Genomic DNA, 19,804 nt, shown 5'->3' with positions numbered 1-19,804 from the left:
AATATACTCTCTATTGAAACATACAAAGACTGCACCACCCCTACGCCTTTTGTCAAAGAGATTCTGACGGAGACTTATAAAATAAGAATTACATCCAGATGACGTGGGCCATGGACTCCCTTAATCCGCGTCATTTCAATATCCGCCGTAGCCGACGGGCCCGAAAAGAAGGTAGTTGCCAACTCCGCCTTCCCTCTGAGCCCTTCCATCGCCTCCGGCACCGTCTCCACGACATCAGCCGCACTTACAAGGCACAAATGATAGTCAGGGACCAGCGTGACAGCTCGCCTCCCCTGCCCCGGTACGTTCTGCAACACCACTGTTCCCGTTTCGGCAATCGCAACTGTGGAACCAGTCATCACACCATCGAATCCATCGAGCTCGATCGCAGTCATTCCCTCATCCGCGACAAACTCAAAGCCGGCAGGTAGCCACTCTGGCGCAATTCCCGCCGGAATCACCATGCGCCGTTTCCCACGCGTAGCGAGCATCTTTGCGACAACGTCAGCCACATCGCCACGCCTGACGCGCTCTACATGAGCGTCATAGTCGCGAAGACGGTCCTCCAGCAAGTCCAGGACCGACTCAGGCTGCAGCACAGCCTTCCGCCGATACTCCCGTGCCAAATGCTCCCAGGCGGCCCCCGCCGCGGCCGCATCCGAAGTTCCGCCATTGGCCACACTAATCCGTCGCAAGATCTCAGTTCTGGCCGATGTAGAGATAGTCGTAGCAGTCGTCATGTCAGTTCCCATTCTTGCCCCGTCTCTCCCACCAGTCGCGGAAGGTCTCCTTCGGCATCTCCTGCAAGTCCCTCACCTGCGTCCATCCGCCAAGCATCCCCGGCAGCCAGCTAATCCACCCGACACCCTGTCCATCCTTGCGCACCAGCGGAGTCTCGGCCATCCGCCCCAGCCGCTGCGCCGCCCGGAACCGCCGCTCGCTCTTGAAGATCATCGCCATGGCAGTCATCGCCGCGGCCTCAAAGTCAAACAAACCCGTAATTCCCGCCGTGTTCTGATTCACCACCTTTGCTCGCAGATGAATCAGCACCTCGGGAATGTTGATCTTCACCGGACAAACCTCATAGCAGGCCCCGCACAGCGACGAGGCAAACGGAAGACTTTGCGCGTGGTGCATCTGCTGCAACTGCGGCGTCAAAATCGCGCCAATCGGTCCGGCATATACACTTCCATAAGCCTGCCCACCCGTCTGCCGATATACCGGACAGGCATTCTGGCAAGCTCCGCAACGAATGCAGTTCAGCGTCTGCCGACCTTCCTTGTCCGCCAGAATGTCCGTCCGAGCATTGTCCATCAGCACCACATGAAATGTTTGCGGACCATCGCCTGGCTTAACTCCAGTCCAGATCGAGTTATACGGATTCATTCGCTCGCCGGTGGCCGACCGAGGCAGCAACTGCAGGAGCACTTCCAAATCCTGAAACCGCGGCACCACCTTATCGATGCCCGCAATCGTAATCAGCGTCTCGGGCAGCGTAAGGCACATACGCCCATTGCCCTCGCTCTCGACGATGCAGACCCCGCCGGTCTCGGCAATCAGAAAGTTCGCTCCACTCACACCCGTCTTTATCCGCAGAAATTTTTCGCGCAAAAACATCCGCGCCGCATCGGCCAAGTCCTGCGGAGTCTCACCTAATTCCGGCAGGTTCATCTTTCGCTGAAAGATCTCCCGAATCTGCTGCCGATTCTTATGCAGCGCCGGAACCACGATATGCGAAGGCTGGTCTTCTCCAAGCTGAATGATCAACTCCGCCAAGTCGGTCTCATACGCATGAATTCCCGCAGCCTCAAGAGCGTCGTTCAGATGAATCTCTTCGGTTGTCATCGACTTGATCTTGATGACCTCGTCCGACCCACTCGCCTTCACGAGAGCGGTAACAATCTTCCGGGCCTCCTCCGCATCGCGAGCCCAATGAACCACGCCGCCCGCCCGCGTACAGTTCTCTTCAAATTGCTCCAGATAGAAATCCAGATGCTCCATCGTGTGCTGGCGGATCTGCTTCCCTGCCTCGCGCAATTGCTGCCAATCGGGCATTTCCGCAACCACCCGCGCGCGCTTCGCTTGAATCACGTCCGTAGCATGACGAACATTCTTCCGCATCTGCGTATCGGCCAACGCAGTCCGTGCCGCCATTGGGAACACCGGCGCCGTCTTCGGGTCCAAAGCTACTCCACTCATCGCGTTGTTCCCTCATCCCCAGCCAATATCTCCGCCAGATGCACTGTCTTCACCCCGGTTTTCTGTCGATGCAGCGCTCCCTGAATATGCATCAGGCAGCTATTGTCACAAGCCGTACAAGCCTCCGCACCTGTATTAAGCACTGCCGTGGTCTTCTCGGACAACATAGCGCTCGAAACTTCGGCATTCTTGATGGCAAACGTCCCCCCGAACCCGCAGCACTGCTCCAGCCCTTCCAGCGGAACCAAATCAATCCCTCGAACAGCTTTCAACAACCGAAGGGGCCCATCGCCCAGCTCAAGATTCCGCAACCCGTGGCAACTCGCGTGATACGTCACCCGATGCGGATAATAAGCTCCCACATCCACGAGCCCCAGCCCTCGCGTCAAAAACTCCGAAAACTCGTACACCCGAGGCAGTAGAGCATCTACATCCGCCCTCAATTTCTCGTCCTTCAGCGACGCAGCCATCTTGGGGTAGTGGTCTTTCATCATCGCGACGCAACTCGAAGAGGGCACTACCACGGCTTCGGCCCCGCGAAACTGATCCACGAACCGTTGCACCAGCGGCATCGCCTCGAACTGATAGCCCGTGTTGTAATGCATCTGCCCGCAACAGGTCTGTCCAGCGGGAAACTCCACGCTATGCCCCAACCGTTCCAGCACCTTCACCACGGACTTACCCGTCTCAGGAAACAGCGTGTCGTTGTAGCAGGTAATGAATAATGAAACTCGCAGAGCCGACCTCCAGCCGCACTACCAGCGGCGTCAAATTCAATAGAGAGTATATTTCCCCAACGCAAATTTCGTCAGGTAGGATAGTACCCGACACAGCACCGTCACTATCATTGCACCATCAACGAGGTCTGCGTGGGAACCAATCCGTTTATCGGCGTCATCTATCACTGGATCGGCGGCTTCGCTTCCGCCACTAACTTCATTCCCTTTCGCGCCATCAAACGCTGGTCATGGGAGATTTACTGGCTCATCCAAGGCTTCGCTGCCTGGATCGTCGCGCCAGTAGTTCTTGCCTCCATCTTCGTACCCAACCTCGCCGGCATTCTCCATACTGCCTACGCCACGCATCCGTCCGACTGCCTCTACGCCTTCCTCTTCGGTGCACTCTGGGGAATTGGTGGCCTCACCTTCGGCCTTGCTATCCGCTATCTCGGTATCGCTCTAGGCTATGCCATCGCCCTCGGCCTCTGCACCGCCTTCGGCACGCTGATCCCGCCCATATACAGCGGCCAGATCACCACCATTATGCATGAGACCTCCGGCCAGATCATCCTCCTCGGCGTCGCCATCTGCCTTATCGCCGTAGCCGTCAATGGAGCCGCAGGCTGGTCCAAAGAAAAAGAGATCACCCCCGAAGAGAAGGCCGAAGCAGGCGAATCCGACTTCTCGTTTATCAAAGGCATCGCCGTCGCCATCTTCGCCGGCATCATGAGCAGCTTCTTCGCCTTTGGCCTCGCCGCCGGCAAGCCCATCGGCGACATCGCCAAAACCCAGCTCCTGGCTCACCACCGCCTCGACCTCTGGCAAAATCTTCCCATCCTGATCGTCGTCCTCTGGGGGGGCTTCCTCACCAACTTCATCTGGTCCGCCATCCTCATCGTCAAAAACAGCTCCGTCAAGCAGTTCTTCGGCGCACCTGGCACCAACCCCATGCGCGCCTCCCACGCCTCCGGCGATACCCTTGTCGACTTCGATCCGCTCGACGCTTCCACCTACGACCGGCTTGCCCCCAAAACGCTGGTTGCCAATTACCTCTTCGCTGCCATGGCCGGCGTCATCTGGTACTTCCAATTCTTCTTCTATTCGATGGGCCAGACCAAGATGGGAAAGTACGACTTCTCCAGTTGGACCCTGCACATGGCAAGCATCATCATCTTCGCCACCTTATGGGGCTTGGCACTAAAAGAGTGGAGAGGCACGAGCCGCCGTACGCGATGGCTCGTCGCCGCTGGCCTCTTCCTCCTCGTGAGCTCGACGATCATCGTCGGGTACGGCAACTACCTCAAGGCCACGCAGGTCATCGTCACAACCACGATGCTCCACTAGCTTGGCTCAGCAAATAGAACTCTGGTGCCCCATCCTTTGTAGGTCAGCGCAAAGGATAGGGCACACTCCATCCCGCTGATGTAGTTCCATGTCCTTGAACCACTAAACCTGCCCTCCCCAAACCATCCGTGATACCGTCCAAAGACGTCCATGCCTCTCTGGAAAACCATCCTCAGCTACGACGGAACCCCCTTCCACGGCTGGCAGGTTCAACCCAACCTCCCTACCATTCAGGGAACCCTCGCCCACGCAATCCATCACATCACGAGAGAGTCGGTCCTCCCCCAGGGCTCAGGCCGCACCGACGCCGGAGTCCACGCTCTCGCCCAGGTAGCCTCCTTCTTCCTCGAATCCCCGATCCCCCCTGCAAACTTCCTCCGAGCCCTCAACCACGCCCTTCCACCCAGCATCCGTGTCCTCTCCATCGAGCACGCCGCGCCCAGCTTTCACGCCCGCCACAGCGCCATCGGCAAAACCTACGAGTACCGCATCCACCCCACCAACAGCATCTGCTCGCCGATGCAGGCCCCCTACGTCTGGCCCTGCCCCTTCCCTCTCGACATGGAGCAACTCCAAGAGGCAGCCACCTACATCCTCGGTACCCACGACTTCACCTCCTTCGCCGCCGTCGACCCCGACCTGACCGCCCGTATCGCCGTGTTAAAAGATGAGAACAGCTCTACCAGCCCCCCCTCCGGAGCTTCCGACGTAAATTTCCAAAGCGCCTCTGCCTTAACCACCCGCACTATCTACGAATCGGCATGGCGCCAACACGAAGACCTTCTCATCTACAGGGTCACCGGCACGGGTTTCCTCCACCACATGGTCCGCAACCTGGTAGGAACCTTTGCAGAAGCAGGCACAGGGCGTATCCCGGCCAATTCCATCCCCACCATCCTCGCTGCCCGCAATCGCTCCGCCGCCGGGCCCACCGCTCCCGCGTCCGGCCTATTCCTCGTCAAGGTGGAATACTGAGTAAGCTCGTACAAGTCGGTAATTCGCATCCGCTAAAAGGATTTCAACACCCGCCAAATGTCCGCCAATGCCCAACAGCGAATCACCCGCCTGGCGACTCTTACCGCCGTCCACCGAGCCTTCCACTGGCTGCACCTCCACCAGCCTCAACTCCGCCAATGGCAGTTAGAGATGGTCCGCATCCCCGCGCCTTCCTTCGGAGAATCTGACCGGGCAGCCTGGTTCCTCAGTCGCTTCCAGCAACTCGGGCTCAGCAACATCCACCTCGATAAGGAAGGCAACGCCTTAGCCGAACTTACTCGAAAGGCCCCCCCCCATCAAGCGGTAACTTGTTCGTCGAAATCCGCGGTCGGTCTTGCTTCTGACCCCGTCATCCTCCTGTCCGCCCACCTCGACACCGTCTTTCCGGGGGGAACCTTCTGCGACCCCACCGAATCCGGTTCCCGCATTTACGCTCCCGGCATTTGCGACAACGCCGCCGGACTCACCGCACTGCTTGGCATCGCAGCTGCCCTCCGCTATGCCAACATCACGCCTCCGATCCCTATCCTCTTCGCTGCTAACGTAGGCGAAGAGGGCGAAGGCAATCTTCGCGGCATGAGGCATCTCTTCGAGCAGGGGCCCTACTGCAACCGCATCGCCGCCGCGCTCGTCCTCGAAGGCGGCGGCACCAACACTGTCGTCACCCGCGCCCTCGGCAGCCTGCGTCTGCGTATCACTGTAAAGGGGCCAGGCGGCCACTCCTGGGCCAACGCCGGAGCACCCAATCCTATAATCATTCTCAGCCGCATCCTCACTGTCATCGCCGACATCGACTTGCCAAGCAAGCCCCTTATCACTCTCAATGTCGGACAAATCTCCGGCGGACACTCCATCAACTCCATCCCTGAATCCGCCACCGCCTTGCTCGACCTGCGCTCCACTAACCCTGACCACTTACACGCCACCGAGACCGCCGTCCACAAAATCTGCAACAGTTTCCTGGCCACAGCTACTTCACAAAACGCTACGACAGCCACACCCGAAGTCGCGGTTCAAAATATAGGCAATCGTCCCGCTGCCGTCCTTCCCGACGACTCACCCCTGCTCGAAACCCTGCGCGCGGTAGACCGCCACCTCACCCTGCGCACCGAAACCCACCTCGGGTCCACCGATGCGAATATCCCTCTTTCCTTGGGAATTCCCGCCATGGCCATCGGCAGCGGAGGCAGCGGAGGCGGCATCCACACTCTGCAAGAGTGGTACGATCCCACTGGCCGCGAAACCGCCCTCCGCCGCATCCTCCTCACGCTGCTCGATGCCACTCAGGTGACCGCCGAAACTCGCAGCCCTCAGTAGCCCTGCAAGACATCAAGGCTGCCTTCCGGTTTGAAACCGCAGATCCGCCATTGCAAAGCCATACTGAGACCGCGCATTCGCGTCGCCGATCGCCGCCTGCGTCTGCTGCAACTGTGCCTGACTCAGTTCCACGATGGAGCTCAACCCAAGCTGATACCGCGTCTGCGCCAGATTGAGTGCGAGATTCGCCTGACGCATCAACTCTCCCGTCACCGTCACGCGCTGCAAAGCAGTGTTAGCATTCAGCCACGCCGTCCGAACATCGCGAACCACCTGATCGCGCAGGTCGCGCGTGCGCTCGGCCGCAGCCTTCGCCTCCAGCGAAGCCTGAGAAGCCTCCGCAGAGTAGCGGAATCCGTTGAAGATCGGAACGCTCATATTGACGCCCACAGCCCCATACCAGTCAGTAGGAAAATACTGGCTCGAACCAACGGGTGTCTTCCCGACTACTCCCAGTGCGCTGATCGTAGGCAAAAGCTGTTCATGCTGCGCCCGGCTATACTTCCGCGCCGCCTGCTCGTTCCACTGCAATGATTGAAGGTCGGGCCGATTCTGAAGCGCCGATGCAATCAGCGTCCCAACATCCGGAGGCAATGCGGCCAGCGGATCCGATCCGGCCACCAGACTGTAATTAGTCCGACTATCATAGCCAAGCACGGCGTCAAGCGCCGCTTTTGCGGCATCAAAATTGTTCTGGGCATCCAGTTGCAGTAATTTTGCCTGAGACAAATTTACCTGTGCAAAGCTAAGATCGAGGTCGGACTTCAACTTCGCCAAAGTAAGCGCGCTAACCTGATCGACCAGCGTCTGCCTTGCTGAAACAGTCTGCTCGGCAACCTTCAACGTAGCTTCCGCCTCGATAGCCTGATAGAACACCTGGTCCGTAGCCAGGATGATGTCTTCCCGGCTCGCCTCAGCATCCGCCAATCGAGCCTTCTCGTTTAGCTTCGCCGAAGCTACCAGATTTTGCGTATGACCGAAATCGGTAATCAACTGGTTTAGTTGAACCCCCATTCCAGCATGTTCCAACAGCCGCGAAGCAGTCAGGCTACCCGCCGACATACGGCTTGCCTCCTCAGCTTTAACCGCCGTCAGATTTCCGCTCAGGTCCGGCAACTCACTCGAACGAGTCTCTCTCACCACCTGGTGCTGCACCTTAGCCAGCAACTGGCCAATATGAATACGAGGATTGTTCGCCAGAGCAATGGTCTCCGCCTGCGCACGAGTCAGCAGAACCGGAGCACCTGAACTGGAAGCCTCCGGGATGGCTCCAACCTGCGCCGCCGCAAGCAGAGAGCCACTCACTGACGGCGCATTCGGCAACCGGATAGCAGGTTGAACCTGCGCCCATGTTATCGCTGAAACACAGAATGCAAGCCATAGCAAAACAAAAGTACGTAGCTTTCTAACCATGTTGGGCCTCCTGCTCAGCAGCCGTTTCTTCCTTGTGATGAATCAATAAATAGGCTGACGGAACGAGAAACACCGTCACAACAACTGAAACCACCAAGCCGCCCAGAATGGCACGCGCCAGCGGAGCATACTGTTCGCTGCCTGGTTCGAGAGCCAATGCCATCGGAATTAGCCCCAGAACGGTCGCTAGTGTGGTCATCAGAATCGGTCGTAACCTGGCTTTGCTCGCTTCAATCAAAGCCTGGAGAAGCCCCATTCCCTTCTCGCGCAAGGTTCCGGTAAATTCCACGATCAAGATACTGTTTGATACGGCAATACCGGTCATCATTACAGCACCCATCAGTGACATCACGTTCACAGTCGTACCCGTCATCCACAGAAAGACAAGCACACCTGTAATTCCAGGTGGCACCGCTAACAGAATGACAAAAGGATCAGAGAAGGACGCGAATTGCGCCATCAATACAAGGTAGACGAGCACAATCGCCAGAATCAGACCTATGCCGAAACTGGAAAAAGAAGATTGCATATCCCGGATCGCTCCCACCTCCTTCACAATCACGCCTTCAGGGACCTTTGTCTCCGATAAGACCTTATTCACATCAGCATTGGCATGACTTAGATCTTCCGTCTTCGGCATCACGTAGATGTCAATCAGGCGCCGAAGCTGATAGTGGTCCACCTCCGTGGGTGTATTGATTTGCTTGATACTTGCGAGCGATTCCAGTGGAGTGGTTTTAAGGCCATCTGGCGAACGCAAAGGAATCTGCATAAAATCAGTAAGTGTTTTGATCTGATTCTCCGGGTATTGGACAGTCAACATATAGCTATTACCGCTTTTCGGATCGACCCAGAAGCTGGGAGCGATCATGCCGTCCGAAGTAAGGGCGGTAATAACGTTGTCAACGACATCCTTCGGCGAAACGCCCAGCAGGGCAGCACGCTCTCGATTGATATTAAGTTCAAGCCCTGGATAGTCCAGATCCTGAGGAACCAGCACATCACTGACAGAACTGAGCTTTCGCAGTTTCATAGCCGTCGCCTGCGCCAGTTGATAATCTTCCTTAAGACTATTGCCCGCTATCTGAATATCGATAGGCGCCGGCTTACCTTGATTTACAACCGAATCTACTAGACCACCCGCCTGAAAGTAAGTTCCGACATCTGGAAAGTCTTCGGTGAGCTTACGTCGAACCCGGTCCATGTAAATATAACTACCGATTTTGTGATCTTCCTTCAAGCTAACCTGAATAAACGCAGTATGCATTCCTGAATTAGAGGTGTAGATGGCCGAGAGATCTGGGGTAATACCAATATTTGAAACAATAATGTTCAGATCATGAGGAGTTACGATGCCTCGTATGTCCTGCTCCATCCTGGCAACATATTCATTCGTCAGCTCAATTCGTGTTCCCGCCGGTACCTTCACGTTAATAACGAACTGCCCCGGATCGGTCCGTGGAAAGAATGCTTTTCCCATAAACGGATAGATCGCAAGACTGAGAATAAACATGAACGAGAAGCCGCCAACAACAATACCTGGCTTTTTGAGGCATTTCCATATGGCACGTTCATACCAGGCCAGAAGCGCATAGAACCCGCGATTGAAGTGGAAGATGACAGCGCGAAATGGATTTCGCTTCTTCGCTTCGTTCAGAGCGCTGGCCGGGTCCGTTTTCGATTCCACTTCTTCGAAGTCTTCATGTGTCTCATCCATACGAATGAAGCGTGCGCAAAATAAAGGGACAACAGTCATCGCGACGATAAAGGACGCGAACAATGCAATCACGACAGATAATGCCAATGCGGTAAAAAGATATTTACTCACTCCATATAGAAGCACCACAGGAAAAAAGACAATACAAGTACAAACTGTTCCCGCCAATACAGCGAGTTGCACTTCCTTTCCACCTCGCTCGGCGGCAACAACAGGGGACTCTCCCATCTCCATATGTCTAAATATGTTTTCCAGCACGACAACGGAATTATCGATAAGCCGAGAAAGCGCAAGCGCAAGACCGCCAAGGACCATCGTGTTGATGGAACTGCCGCCCATATTCAAAATAAGAAACGTTGCCAGACAAGAGATAGGAATGGAGAGCAAAACAGCAATCGTTGCGCGGAAATTACCGAGAAATAACAGAATCATGAGTGCCGTGAGCACAAGACCAATCATGCCTTCGTTGATCACGTTCTTCACTGCGATCTTGACAAACACCGATTGGTCGAAGACCACATCCGTCTTCAGCACCTTAGGAACGTCCAGCAAATGAGCTACAGCGTTCTTGACACCATTAACAATGGTGATCGTGTTTGAATTGCCGCCTTGCTTCAATACCGGAATGTAGACCGATTTCTGCCCATCCACCCGAACAATATTGGTCTGTAACTGTCCTGCATCTTTCGCCTGCCCGATATCCCCCACCATCACAGATGAGTTACCCACCGTCTTAAGTGGTAAATCATTAATCTGATCGACGATAGGTACCTGACTATTTGCATAGATGTTGTAGTCCTTGGGTCCGATCCGAACATCCCCGGCAGGCAAAATCAGGTTCGACGCGTTCAGGGATTTCACCACATCCATTACGCTCATCTGGTGGGCTTCCAGCTTTACCGGATCGACATACACCTGAATCTGCCGATATTTTCCGCCATATGGCTGTGGGACTGAGGCTCCGGGAACATTCGCAACCTGGTTCCTCACACTGAACTGCGCAAGATCTTTCAACTGCGTCTCATTGAGACCCTGCCCTTTTAACGTGATCAGGCAGACAGGCATGTTGGAAGCGTCGAATTTGAGGACAACAGGTGGCAGCGTTCCCGGAGGTAGCCGACGCAAGTTCGCCATGGCGAGGTTCGAGATATTACTTACCGCAGCGTTACTATCAACGCCGGGTTGAAAATAAATCTTGATCAGACTTACACCGGGCAATGAACGAGACTCAATATGATCAATTCCGCTGCCAAGTGTAAAGAAGCGCTCATAGCTGTTCGTAATATCGGATTCAATCTGCTGCGGCGGCATCCCTGAATAAAATGTTGCCACTACCACCACCGGGATATTCACCTGCGGAAATAGGTCAACCGGCATGCCGATGACAGTCGTCACACCTACAACAACAACGATGAGACACATCATCAAGACAAAGAAGGGATATTTAATGGCAAACGATGACATTACTTACCTCCCACTTCGCTCGGCATCGAAACTGATTCGAACTTCGGACTGACGGGCTGTCCCACCTGATAGTTTGCCTGGGCAGATACAATCACGAGTTGGCCCTCGGTAAGGCCACTGGTAATCTCAACCTTGTCCGCCCCCTGTACCCCCAAGGTGACAATCTTTTTTTGCACATGATTACTTGAGTCAAGCGCTAAAACGTATGACTGTGAATCTCCCTGCACAACCGCTTGAATGGGAAGAGTCAGGACGCTTTTTCGTTGCTGGAGCGAAATAATCGCCTCCGCATACATTCCAGGGCTAAGTTCCAGCGTAGGATTGGCAACGTCTACCTCAGTAATCATCGTTCTGGTCGTAGGATCCAATGCACGAGCAAATCGGATTACCTTGCCAGTAAAGTCTTTCCCGGTAGCCTGTACTTTCACCTGCACAGTTCCACCATCTTCGATGTACGGGACGTCTGCCTCCGGCACCGGCATACGCAACCGCAGCATGTCGCTTTGTGCAAGCTGCACGACAGGCATTGCCTGTGTATTCGAGGCTGTCCCAGCCTGGATCAGTGACCCCGTGTCGGCATAGCGCTTCGTAATGACTCCACTAAATGGGGCAGTGACAACGGAGTAGTCGGACAAGGCCTGAACTCGTTGCTTGTCGGCACTCGATACACCTAATTGCTCTTCCGTAGCTTCGAGAGCAGCCTTTGCAACATCGACGCTAGCCTCTGAATTCTGATCTTTCGCCAGTGCATCATCCAGCTCCTGCTGCGCGATCAAGCCCGGCCGCTGCTGTGCAGCTTGAGCCAGACGCATGTACGCATCGTGCAGCGCAGCGTGGCTCGACTTAGCTCCGGCAACTTGGCTCTTGGCTCGGTTGATCTCCGATTGACTATGTCGCACCTCAGCCTGTGCTCCTGCCAGTTGTGCGTTGAGTTCAGGAACCTCCAGTGTCGCAATTACCTGCCCAGCGTATACGCGGTCACCGATGTCCACGTTAATATGCCGAATATACCCCGATACCTTGGCATGAAGATCAACTTGCTGATACGGCTGAAACTGTCCGGCTACTGTAAGTGTGCTGGCGAGATTGCCCCGAGTGACACGAACCACCGACGCACCTATCGGAGCCAAGAGGGTTGCTTGATGGCTACTGTTTTTACAGCCAATGGAGACTAAACACGCCAAAGTAACTAGCACGGGGATCCCTGCCGAGGTCAGGGAAATTCGCTTGCACATGTTGTAAACACCTGTGTTGAAACGGAAGCCGGCATAGAAAAATACGCAGCCGCAGGTCCTCCGGACAGGAACCTGAAACTGTGCTTGAGCAATTGTGCTCAAGGCAAACGCTATGTGCGGGGATTAATTAACGAGAGGTACAGGCGGGGGACGAAAGAAGAAGAAGGTCTGGTCGGGCTGCTTAGGGGCCTTAGCCCGATGCCTTACACTTCTCGGGGAGAAAGTGGGCTTCAGCGACCACACCCATGCCAGCACGACACCCATTGCAAGGGCGAAAAACGTGACCGGCTCAAGGTTGACCGCGGGATCAGCGGCTAGCTTTGCACTTTCAAACGTAGCGGGCCTTTCCCGTTGCGAGAGCAGCTTTGCCGCTGACATATGGGTTGCGGGATTATAGAGGGAAACCTTATAACGAACGCCCCACGAGAAGACTGCGAACGCAAGCATGGCAATGGCAACGATCATCCACTGCGAACCGCCGCGCCGTCTTGTCTGCTCAACATTCATCAGTTCAGTTGGGTCATGTCAATTTGGAGAGCTTTCCACTAAATAGACTCTCGCAACACAACTTTAGTATGGTGCAAAATTTCAAATTTCGCAAAGCTCTTGAATCAGAAGAATTTATTTCCCTGAACGGATGGTGACTTCGGCAACAAATTTCACGCATTGCATCTCTGCCATCCCTCCCATACACTGAATCCAGTCATGGAATAACCGGAATGGGCGGTTAGCTCAGTTGGTTAGAGCGCCTGCCTTACAAGCAGGATGTCGGGGGTTCGAGTCCCTCACTGCCCACCAAACCCTTCCGCAAGATCTTTAGATCTCACACAATAGCCTTAGAATCAGCACCTTACAGTACGATGGCTGATGCCCTCTAGTCCCTACAGTACCCTCTAATTTCGGCCAATCCCCTGTTTTACCTTACAAAATCAGAGTCACCTTACAAAGCCTTACAAAACTCCATAAGACCACCGGATCGCCTGAATTTGATCAGCATCACAGACGCGAAACGCCCCGGTGATGAGCCGGGGCTGTGACGTCGGGGATGCTGCGGCTATGTTAGGTTTGCTCGTCAGCTCCCTTTCAGGTTTGGTGAACCTATGAAAGCGCCACTTGCGCCTCATAGGAGAGCACTATGCCAGCAGTGATCGGATGCGATGCCCACAAGCAGTTCTCTGTCTTCGTGGAGATCGATGGCAAGGGCAAGACCTCACCCGCAGTCAGGGTTGAGCTGTCACCCTTATTCCGCTGCGTAGCAGCGTGCTTTTCAAGAGGCACACCACAGAAGCCAGACAAGGACTCTGATCAGCGGAAGGCTAACGACAGCACCTTGAAGATTCCGAACGCACATTCTCCTAGCTCAAAGAGAAGTACGATTCCGATCAACGGATCAACCGGCCACTTTGCGAGGGGAGCTTTCTTTATCCACCACGATCCGACCGTCAGCGATGCGATCAGAACGACTGCTGCGGCAGCAAAGAGCAAAAATTGGTCTCTTGGATACATGCCTGGAACCATACATAAGCGCTAATCAAGAACACAAGGGTGGCGATAAGAGCCGAAATCCGATATGCATTCCGCTGTGTCTTCGTGTTTTGCTCTATCGCTTGATTGTTCATCTTGGCCCCTCAGTTGCAGGTACTTGTCAGCGTGTTCGTCTTATCGTCCCAACTATCGGTGCAGTGCTTCTCCAAAAGATCCATTAGCTGGAAGGGGTCGTAGCCGGACTGATACCCATAATTGACGCCGTTTGTCGGTGCCTTCTGTTGGCCGAAGAAGTTCGTGTTCTTCGTACCCGAATATTTAGGAAAAAGATTGTTCCAGAGACCTTTAGGCGTAATGATCTTGTTGTTACTGGGCAATATGCCAAGGATTTTCAGAGCCTGTACGCAGGTCGTGGTGCAGTTGTTTTTAAACAACATGTAGGGATTGGAAGAATTGGATAAATTGCGAATGAACTCGATCACCTTTTGAGCTTCTTCCGGACTCGTTTGGATCGTCAGGGACGCGAAGTTCTGACGAAGATCATCAGCGCTAAATGTGCCCTGGGGCAATAAATGAATTCGTACTGTTTACCGGTGCCCCTAATGGCGTCAAGCCATATTCCGAATCGTGAACTGGGCCAAAGCTCATTGCCGCAGCATCCCCAGTCTGCTGATTCTCAGCCACGAACATGATGTGGCCGAAACTTGTCGGCTCAAGTGGAGCTGACTTCTCATAGAAGACCGTTATGTCCTTGCCGTCATCATCCACATACTTCAATGGATTGTCGGCGGCGTAAGCGTACTTGTTGAGGGTCTGAGGATTGAGCACGCGGTCATCTGTGAGGTTCAGCGGATCGGGCGACATGAAGCGGCCCATCGTAGACGCGTACATGCGAGCACCGAAGTTATCCAAGCCGCTTTCAGCGTCTCTTTCTTTGCGGGTAAAGTGCAGAGGATCAAAGCCGATGGAGCTAAGAGCATCGCCGAAGGGCAAGCTGGTATAGGCATTACGGTATACGGGTACAGCCGTTGAGCCTATATCTCCTTCCCCGCTGCTTCATATCGCTTTGTTCCCAACCAGTCCTTTCCTGCCCAAAAGAAGGTTTGGTTTTCCCAAGACCCGATCAGCTCGCCGTCGATATAAGCCATAAAATTATAGTAAGGTCCAGAGCTTCCCGTAGGCGTATCAGTTCGCTGTTACCGGTACACAAAAAGAGTTGGCCGCCGAACTCAACCCCGTGATGGCTGCACTTATGGGGATGTTGACCCGGATTGGGCGGTATGCTGCGTGATGTTCTCGTGAACGAGACTCCTATGAGGCATCGCTTCGAAAATCTCGTTTATCGCCTTGGATGTCGTGCTCACCTTCTGCTCCAGCAGCACGTCACCTTCTCATCCAGCACGCAATAAAAGCTCGACCTGTCGCCCAGATCCAGACCGACTGTCAGGCGTCGGTCCTACTTGTTGAGTGTCTCCTGCATCATCGTGGTGGTAAGCTTCTTCATCGCCGGTATCCTTGTCTCCCGCGCTTCGCGCGCGTCGATAACTGGGAGCTTAACGCATCCCGCTGGAGACCGCCCTTCTCATCCCATCTGTTATCACCAATTGACACGCCTCCCGAGCGGAGCTATGCTCCGGACGCCAGTCCGCCTTCGATGTCTTGGGGTTCAATGGACAGGGGCCGGCACGCAACTCCCCGCTATTGAACTAATGCACTGAATCGCCAATCTAAGCGTGTAAACCGAGATAAGAAGCGCGGTTTGACAGGGGATATGCACGAACGCACATCAACTCCTCCGAGCAGTGAAAGGGCAACGAGAAATCGGACTGGATCTTGAAATCACGAGCAATTCCGGTCATTGGTCAAGTGGATGACGTGCTGGTGCTCATTTTAGGACTGGAGACGCTGCGAAGATTGACGCCAGAAGATGTTCTTACAGAGTTCCGGGCTGGCGCCAAGTCGCATGGGTCTAAGCCAAGGGGGAACCATGTAAAAAAGATTTTGGAGCCTTGTTAGCGTCGCTGGTTTCTGAGTTTGCCCCGGCCAATCGTGAGACTACTCTCAAAACAACCAGATGAAACTCGATTCAGTCAGAAGGAAAGTCTTGCACCGAACTGGAACTGCCGCATGTCAGAGGCGGCGGTTTCCTGACCGGCGGCGGTATAGAGCAGATTGACGTCCAGCGTATTGTTTTTATTGATGATGTTGAAGAGGTCCATCGTGAGTTGCAGCGACAGCTCGTGTGAGAAGGTGAATGCCTTGGCGATGCGGAGATCAGTAAAGACGGTATAAGGCTTGGTGGCGATGTTGCGGCCGAGCGTTCCGTTGAAGAAGCTGCTGCCAATGCCAGCATTGGCTGGCGCGTCGATGTAGCAGGGTAGATTGAAGGCTCCGGTAGGCGAGTATTTCGAGAGCACAGGGCTGGTGCCGCAGCTGGTAGGCGCGCTACCAGGCAGGACGGCGTTAGGGCGGTCGGTGAGGGGATCGAAGTCGAAGTTGGTATCCGTGCCGGTGAGGACGTTGAAGGGACGACCGGAAGATATTTCGAAGATCGGAGCGACCGCGACTTCCGAGAAGACGGCAGGGACGAAGCCGGTTCCACCGACGCGGCCGGAATTGTAGACCCCGGAGAGGACGAAGCGGTTGCGCTGGTCGAAGGTGGAGTTGCTGCGTTCGGCGTTGGGGTTGAAGTTATTCTGCGGAGCATCGGAGGTAGAGACGACATCGGTGGAATCGTCGATCGCGTGCGACCAGGTGTAGCTGAAGAGGAACTCGTACTTGGAGGAGAAGCGCTTCCTGAGGTTCACGCTGAGGCCGTTGTAGCTGGATGTCCCGCTGGTGAGGTTGGGCGACATGTCGCCGAAGGGGACGGCGAGGCCAACTCCGAGGCCGTCCGCGGTAGCGATCTGGCCAGCGAGGGTGACGCACGCGCCTGCACCCTGGCTGGCGAGGAAGGGGCCGAGCGAGGCGTTCATGCCCGACTTGCGAAAGAAATTGAGCAGTGGCGGCGCTACATAGGGGCCGCGGGGACCGGCTCCGCAGGGAATGGTGCCGCTGCCGGTGGCGACCGTGAGGGGATTCGATGTACCGCTGGCTACGGCGGTCTGCGGAGTTCCGGGCAGGACGGAGGCGGTTCCGGCGTTGACGGCTGCGACGGCATTGCGCCAATTGGCAACCAGCAGCGACGGATTGACGGGATTGACGTTGATGGGACGGTTGAGATGCCGGCCGGCGGTGGAGTTAAAGGCGATGTTCAGGGAGAGGTCGTGGCCGAGGTCCTGCTCGATCCCTAAGGATATCTGCTGGACATACGGGGTGACGTAGTTGAGATCCGCAGGCAGGCCGGACGGGAGGATGGCGAGCGGGAAGCCGGTGGAGAGGAAGGTCTGATTGACGAAGAGGGAGGCTGGATTGTTGGTGTCGAATCGCTGCTGGCCGGGTAGGTAGTTCAGGCCTGCGACGGGGAGGCAGTTAGCGTTCGAGAGCGAGCCCTGGAAGGTGTTGGTCGCGTTCAGATTCAAAGGGCCGATGGTGCTTGCCGCGGTGCAGGGCGCTCCGCCGGCTACGATGACCAGGGGCACCGTGTGGGAGTTGAAGATCATGGATTGCGACTCGAGATTTCCCGGGGCCCGGTCATAGAATATGCCATAGTTGGCGCGGACTACCGTCTTGCCATCCCCGCGTGGGTCGTAGGCGAGACCGATACGCGGCGCGAAGTTAGTGTCCCGCAGGCGGATACCCTCGCGAACGCCATAGGTTCGCTCGGCCGCGTTGGTGTTGGCGTTGAGCGCGCTCTTAGTGGGGAAGGCCTCCACGTCGTAGCGGATGCCTGCGTTCAGCGTGAGTTTGTTGGTCATGCGCCAGCTGTCCTCCAGGAAAGCGCCGAGAACCTTCAAATCGTAATAGAACTGGGTGATGCCAATGCCCTGCACAAAGGACTGGGGGATGCCGAGGCCGTACGCCTGTATCGGTGAGAAACCGGGCAGGCCGGCCAACTGGGGCGAGATGTCTGTCGAGTTGAGGCCGGCGAAGGTGTAGTCACCACCACCGTACAGCTGTCCCTGCTTCAAATTGATGGGGATATAGCGGAGGTCGATGCCGATCTTGAAGGTGTGGGCACCGCGGGTGTAAGTGAAGTTGTCCTGAAGCTGAGTCTGATACTCGATGCGGTCGACTACAGAGAAAGGGGTCTTGCCGAAGTAGCCGAAGCCGGGGATATTGACAGCCACGCCACTGCCGCCGGGCGAGGGAGAGTTGGCAAACCGAACCGGATGGCGGGCGAACTGGATGTGGAGTTCATTGATCTTGTTCGAACCAAGGGTGACGGTGTGCTGACCGACGATGGAGTAGTCGTGGTACGTCTGCGTGGCAGTGCGAGAGAAAGAGTTTTCGCCTAGATTCTGGTTGGCGGCACTCTCCTGGATGCCGCTGATAAAGCTTGGGCTGACACTACCGCGGAGCATCAATTGCTGGTTCGTGGTGAGCTTGTGGTCCAGACGCAGCGAATAAATCTCGGTCTTATCCGAGATGGGGAAGTTGCCGATAAGGCTGTTGAGCGGAGTGAAGGAGGCCGGCGTCACCTGGCCCGAGGTGACGAATCTGTTTGCACCGATGGTCGCCTGCAGGAATGCGGGATTCTGGCCCGTAAGAGCGAGCGAAGAGCTGGAGCCGACCAGCGCGATATATTGCTGGATTCCGGGAGTAGCGGTCGGTACCGCGGTAAGGAAGGACTTCTGCTGTGCGGTTCCCTGAACGGTCAGCGCGCCTGCGGGAACTCCGTAAAATCTGCTGACATCGATGCTGGTGAGGTTGAAGTTATTCCTGCCGATGACGGAGAAGCCGGACTCTTGCCGACGAGTGATCTCGGTTGCGAAGAAATAGAAGGTCTTGTCCGGCTTGATGGCTCCGCCTAGCGTAAAACCGGCTTGCACGCGAGTATATGCAGGCTGGTAGACGGTGCTGAATGGGTTTGTGGCCTGGATATACCTGTTGCGGAGAAAGCCGAACGCGCTGCCGTGCGTGGTGTTGGTTCCGGATTTGGTGACGATATTGACGACTCCTCCGGCGGCGCGGCCGTACTCGGCGACGAAACCGTTGGTGACGATCTGGAACTCCTGCACCGCGTCTTGCGAGACGGTGGAGCGGGTTCCTCCGGAGATGTAGTCGCCGACGTCCGCGCCATCGACGTTGACGGAGTTTGACCGGGCGCGGACACCTCCGAAGTTCAGACCCGAGGTGGGGATGGCTCCGATGGAAGGTGCTGCATCACGAGCGATCTGGGAGTTGGTGAGCGTGAAGTTAATGTAGTTGCGGCCGTTGATGGGCAGATTATTGATGCGCATCTGATCGACAGTGGTGGACTGCGAGCTGCGTTGTGTCTCGATGATGTCGGCGCCGGAGGTGACGGTGACGGTCTCGGTACTGCCAACCGTGAGGGAAAGGGACAGCTGGGCCTCTTCACCCGTAGTAAGAACGACGTTCTTGCTGACAAAGGTGTTGAAGCCCGGAGCGGTGGCCGTGACGGTATAGGTGCCGGGGGGCAGAAGGAGAAGTTGGTAATCGCCTTGATCGTCGCTTGCGGTGGAGCGGGAGAAGCCCTTGGACTCATCCGTCGCAGTTACGGCTGCCTTTGGAATTACGGCGCCGGTCTGGTCGCGCACCGTGCCACTCAGTTGTGCGGTGGAGATGCTCTGTGCCTGTAGGCTGGCGGTCCGGATACACACTAGGGTGAGTATTGCGCCAAGACAGATCATAGAAAGATGCCGCTTTTTGCGAGTGGACATGGATTTGCCCCCTTGTCGCTCAGCCGCGCCGCGCAGCTCACAAGCTAAGGCGCTGGCGCGTTTAGTAAAGCGAAGTTCTACATGAATGAACATTCATCTTGCAAGGGGCACTGCAATTGGGAGGCTAATGGC

General features: G+C 55.6%; 13 protein-coding genes and 1 tRNA gene. 4 read left to right on the top strand and 10 right to left on the bottom strand.

Features of this window, described 5'->3' with window-relative positions:
• Nucleotides 1–74: 74 nt before the first annotated feature.
• From P4G45_RS06145 to P4G45_RS06135, 3 genes are read right to left on the bottom strand one after another with little or no spacing between them, the layout of a single operon-like run.
• Nucleotides 75–752 (bottom strand): LUD domain-containing protein, encoded by a 678-nt coding sequence (locus P4G45_RS06145; protein ID WP_348268791.1) that lies wholly within the window; start codon nt 750–752, stop codon nt 75–77.
• Complete coding sequence (locus P4G45_RS06140) at nt 742–2,199, bottom strand: LutB/LldF family L-lactate oxidation iron-sulfur protein (RefSeq protein ID WP_348268790.1); 1,458 nt, start codon at nt 2,197–2,199, stop codon at nt 742–744. The genes P4G45_RS06145 and P4G45_RS06140 overlap by 11 nt, the downstream gene beginning before the upstream one ends.
• Nucleotides 2,196–2,936, bottom strand: a complete 741-nt coding sequence (locus P4G45_RS06135) for a (Fe-S)-binding protein (RefSeq protein ID WP_348269225.1) — start codon at nt 2,934–2,936, stop codon at nt 2,196–2,198. The genes P4G45_RS06140 and P4G45_RS06135 overlap by 4 nt, the downstream gene beginning before the upstream one ends.
• A gap of 132 nt (nt 2,937–3,068) precedes the next feature.
• Here P4G45_RS06135 and P4G45_RS06130 point away from each other — a divergent pair, with 132 nt between their 5' ends.
• The 3 genes from P4G45_RS06130 to P4G45_RS06120 all read left to right on the top strand — a co-directional run bounded on the left by P4G45_RS06130 (nt 3,069) and on the right by P4G45_RS06120 (nt 6,575).
• Nucleotides 3,069–4,262 carry an L-rhamnose/proton symporter RhaT gene (locus P4G45_RS06130; RefSeq protein ID WP_348268789.1) on the top strand — a complete coding sequence of 398 codons (1,194 nt, stop codon included), beginning with the start codon at nt 3,069–3,071 and terminating at the stop codon, nt 4,260–4,262.
• Between the two features lie 150 nt (nt 4,263–4,412).
• Nucleotides 4,413–5,237, top strand: a complete 825-nt coding sequence (locus P4G45_RS06125) for a tRNA pseudouridine synthase A (RefSeq protein WP_348268788.1) — start codon at nt 4,413–4,415, stop codon at nt 5,235–5,237.
• A gap of 57 nt (nt 5,238–5,294) precedes the next feature.
• Complete coding sequence (locus tag P4G45_RS06120) at nt 5,295–6,575, top strand: M20/M25/M40 family metallo-hydrolase (RefSeq protein ID WP_348268787.1); 1,281 nt, start codon at nt 5,295–5,297, stop codon at nt 6,573–6,575.
• A gap of 12 nt (nt 6,576–6,587) precedes the next feature.
• Here the strand turns inward: P4G45_RS06120 and P4G45_RS06115 are convergent, their stop codons facing one another.
• The 4 genes from P4G45_RS06115 to P4G45_RS06100 form a co-directional block, all read right to left on the bottom strand.
• The gene (locus P4G45_RS06115; protein ID WP_348268786.1) at nt 6,588–7,880 is read right to left on the bottom strand and encodes a TolC family protein; all 1,293 of its coding nucleotides are present in this window, start codon (nt 7,878–7,880) and stop codon (nt 6,588–6,590) included.
• 100 nt (nt 7,881–7,980) lie between these two features.
• Entirely contained in the window at nt 7,981–11,169 is a 3,189-nt protein-coding gene (locus tag P4G45_RS06110) for an efflux RND transporter permease subunit (protein ID WP_348268785.1), read from the bottom strand.
• Nucleotides 11,169–12,278 (bottom strand): efflux RND transporter periplasmic adaptor subunit, encoded by a 1,110-nt coding sequence (locus P4G45_RS06105; RefSeq protein ID WP_348268784.1) that lies wholly within the window; start codon nt 12,276–12,278, stop codon nt 11,169–11,171. Before P4G45_RS06105 ends, P4G45_RS06110 begins: the two co-directional genes overlap by 1 nt.
• Nucleotides 12,279–12,527: 249 nt before the next feature.
• Nucleotides 12,528–12,869, bottom strand: coding sequence for a hypothetical protein (locus tag P4G45_RS06100; RefSeq protein ID WP_348268783.1), 342 nt, complete (start codon nt 12,867–12,869; stop codon nt 12,528–12,530).
• A 256-nt stretch (nt 12,870–13,125) separates the two neighbouring features.
• Here P4G45_RS06100 and P4G45_RS06095 point away from each other — a divergent pair.
• Nucleotides 13,126–13,202 (top strand) — tRNA-Val (locus P4G45_RS06095).
• 830 nt (nt 13,203–14,032) lie between these two features.
• Here P4G45_RS06095 and P4G45_RS06090 read toward each other — a convergent pair.
• The 3 genes from P4G45_RS06090 to P4G45_RS06080 form a co-directional block, all read right to left on the bottom strand.
• Nucleotides 14,033–14,458, bottom strand: a complete 426-nt coding sequence (locus P4G45_RS06090) for a DUF4105 domain-containing protein (RefSeq protein WP_373695299.1) — start codon at nt 14,456–14,458, stop codon at nt 14,033–14,035.
• The gene (locus P4G45_RS06085) at nt 14,439–14,882 is read right to left on the bottom strand and encodes an RHS repeat-associated core domain-containing protein (protein WP_348268781.1); all 444 of its coding nucleotides are present in this window, start codon (nt 14,880–14,882) and stop codon (nt 14,439–14,441) included. The genes P4G45_RS06090 and P4G45_RS06085 overlap by 20 nt, the downstream gene beginning before the upstream one ends.
• 1,097 nt (nt 14,883–15,979) lie before the next feature.
• Nucleotides 15,980–19,672, bottom strand: a complete 3,693-nt coding sequence (locus tag P4G45_RS06080; RefSeq protein ID WP_348268780.1) for a TonB-dependent receptor domain-containing protein — start codon at nt 19,670–19,672, stop codon at nt 15,980–15,982.
• Nucleotides 19,673–19,804 lie beyond the last annotated feature (132 nt).

The organism is Edaphobacter paludis, assembly GCF_039993895.1.
GTDB lineage: Bacteria > Acidobacteriota > Terriglobia > Terriglobales > Acidobacteriaceae > Edaphobacter > Edaphobacter paludis.
Note: the sequence above shows the minus strand (reverse complement) of the source record. Positions and strands in the feature narration are given on the sequence as shown.

What these genes read in the sequence shown, in the direction of transcription:
- P4G45_RS06145 (WP_348268791.1), bottom strand. Translation starts at nt 752, where the DNA reads ATGGGAACTGACATGACGACTGCTACGACTATCTCTACATCGGCCAGA.
- P4G45_RS06140 (WP_348268790.1), bottom strand. Translation starts at nt 2,199, where the DNA reads ATGAGTGGAGTAGCTTTGGACCCGAAGACGGCGCCGGTGTTCCCAATG.
- P4G45_RS06125 (WP_348268788.1), top strand. Translation starts at nt 4,413, where the DNA reads ATGCCTCTCTGGAAAACCATCCTCAGCTACGACGGAACCCCCTTCCAC.
- P4G45_RS06120 (WP_348268787.1), top strand. Translation starts at nt 5,295, where the DNA reads ATGTCCGCCAATGCCCAACAGCGAATCACCCGCCTGGCGACTCTTACC.
- P4G45_RS06110 (WP_348268785.1), bottom strand. Translation starts at nt 11,169, where the DNA reads ATGTCATCGTTTGCCATTAAATATCCCTTCTTTGTCTTGATGATGTGT.
- P4G45_RS06100 (WP_348268783.1), bottom strand. Translation starts at nt 12,869, where the DNA reads ATGATCGTTGCCATTGCCATGCTTGCGTTCGCAGTCTTCTCGTGGGGC.
- P4G45_RS06080 (WP_348268780.1), bottom strand. Translation starts at nt 19,672, where the DNA reads ATGTCCACTCGCAAAAAGCGGCATCTTTCTATGATCTGTCTTGGCGCA.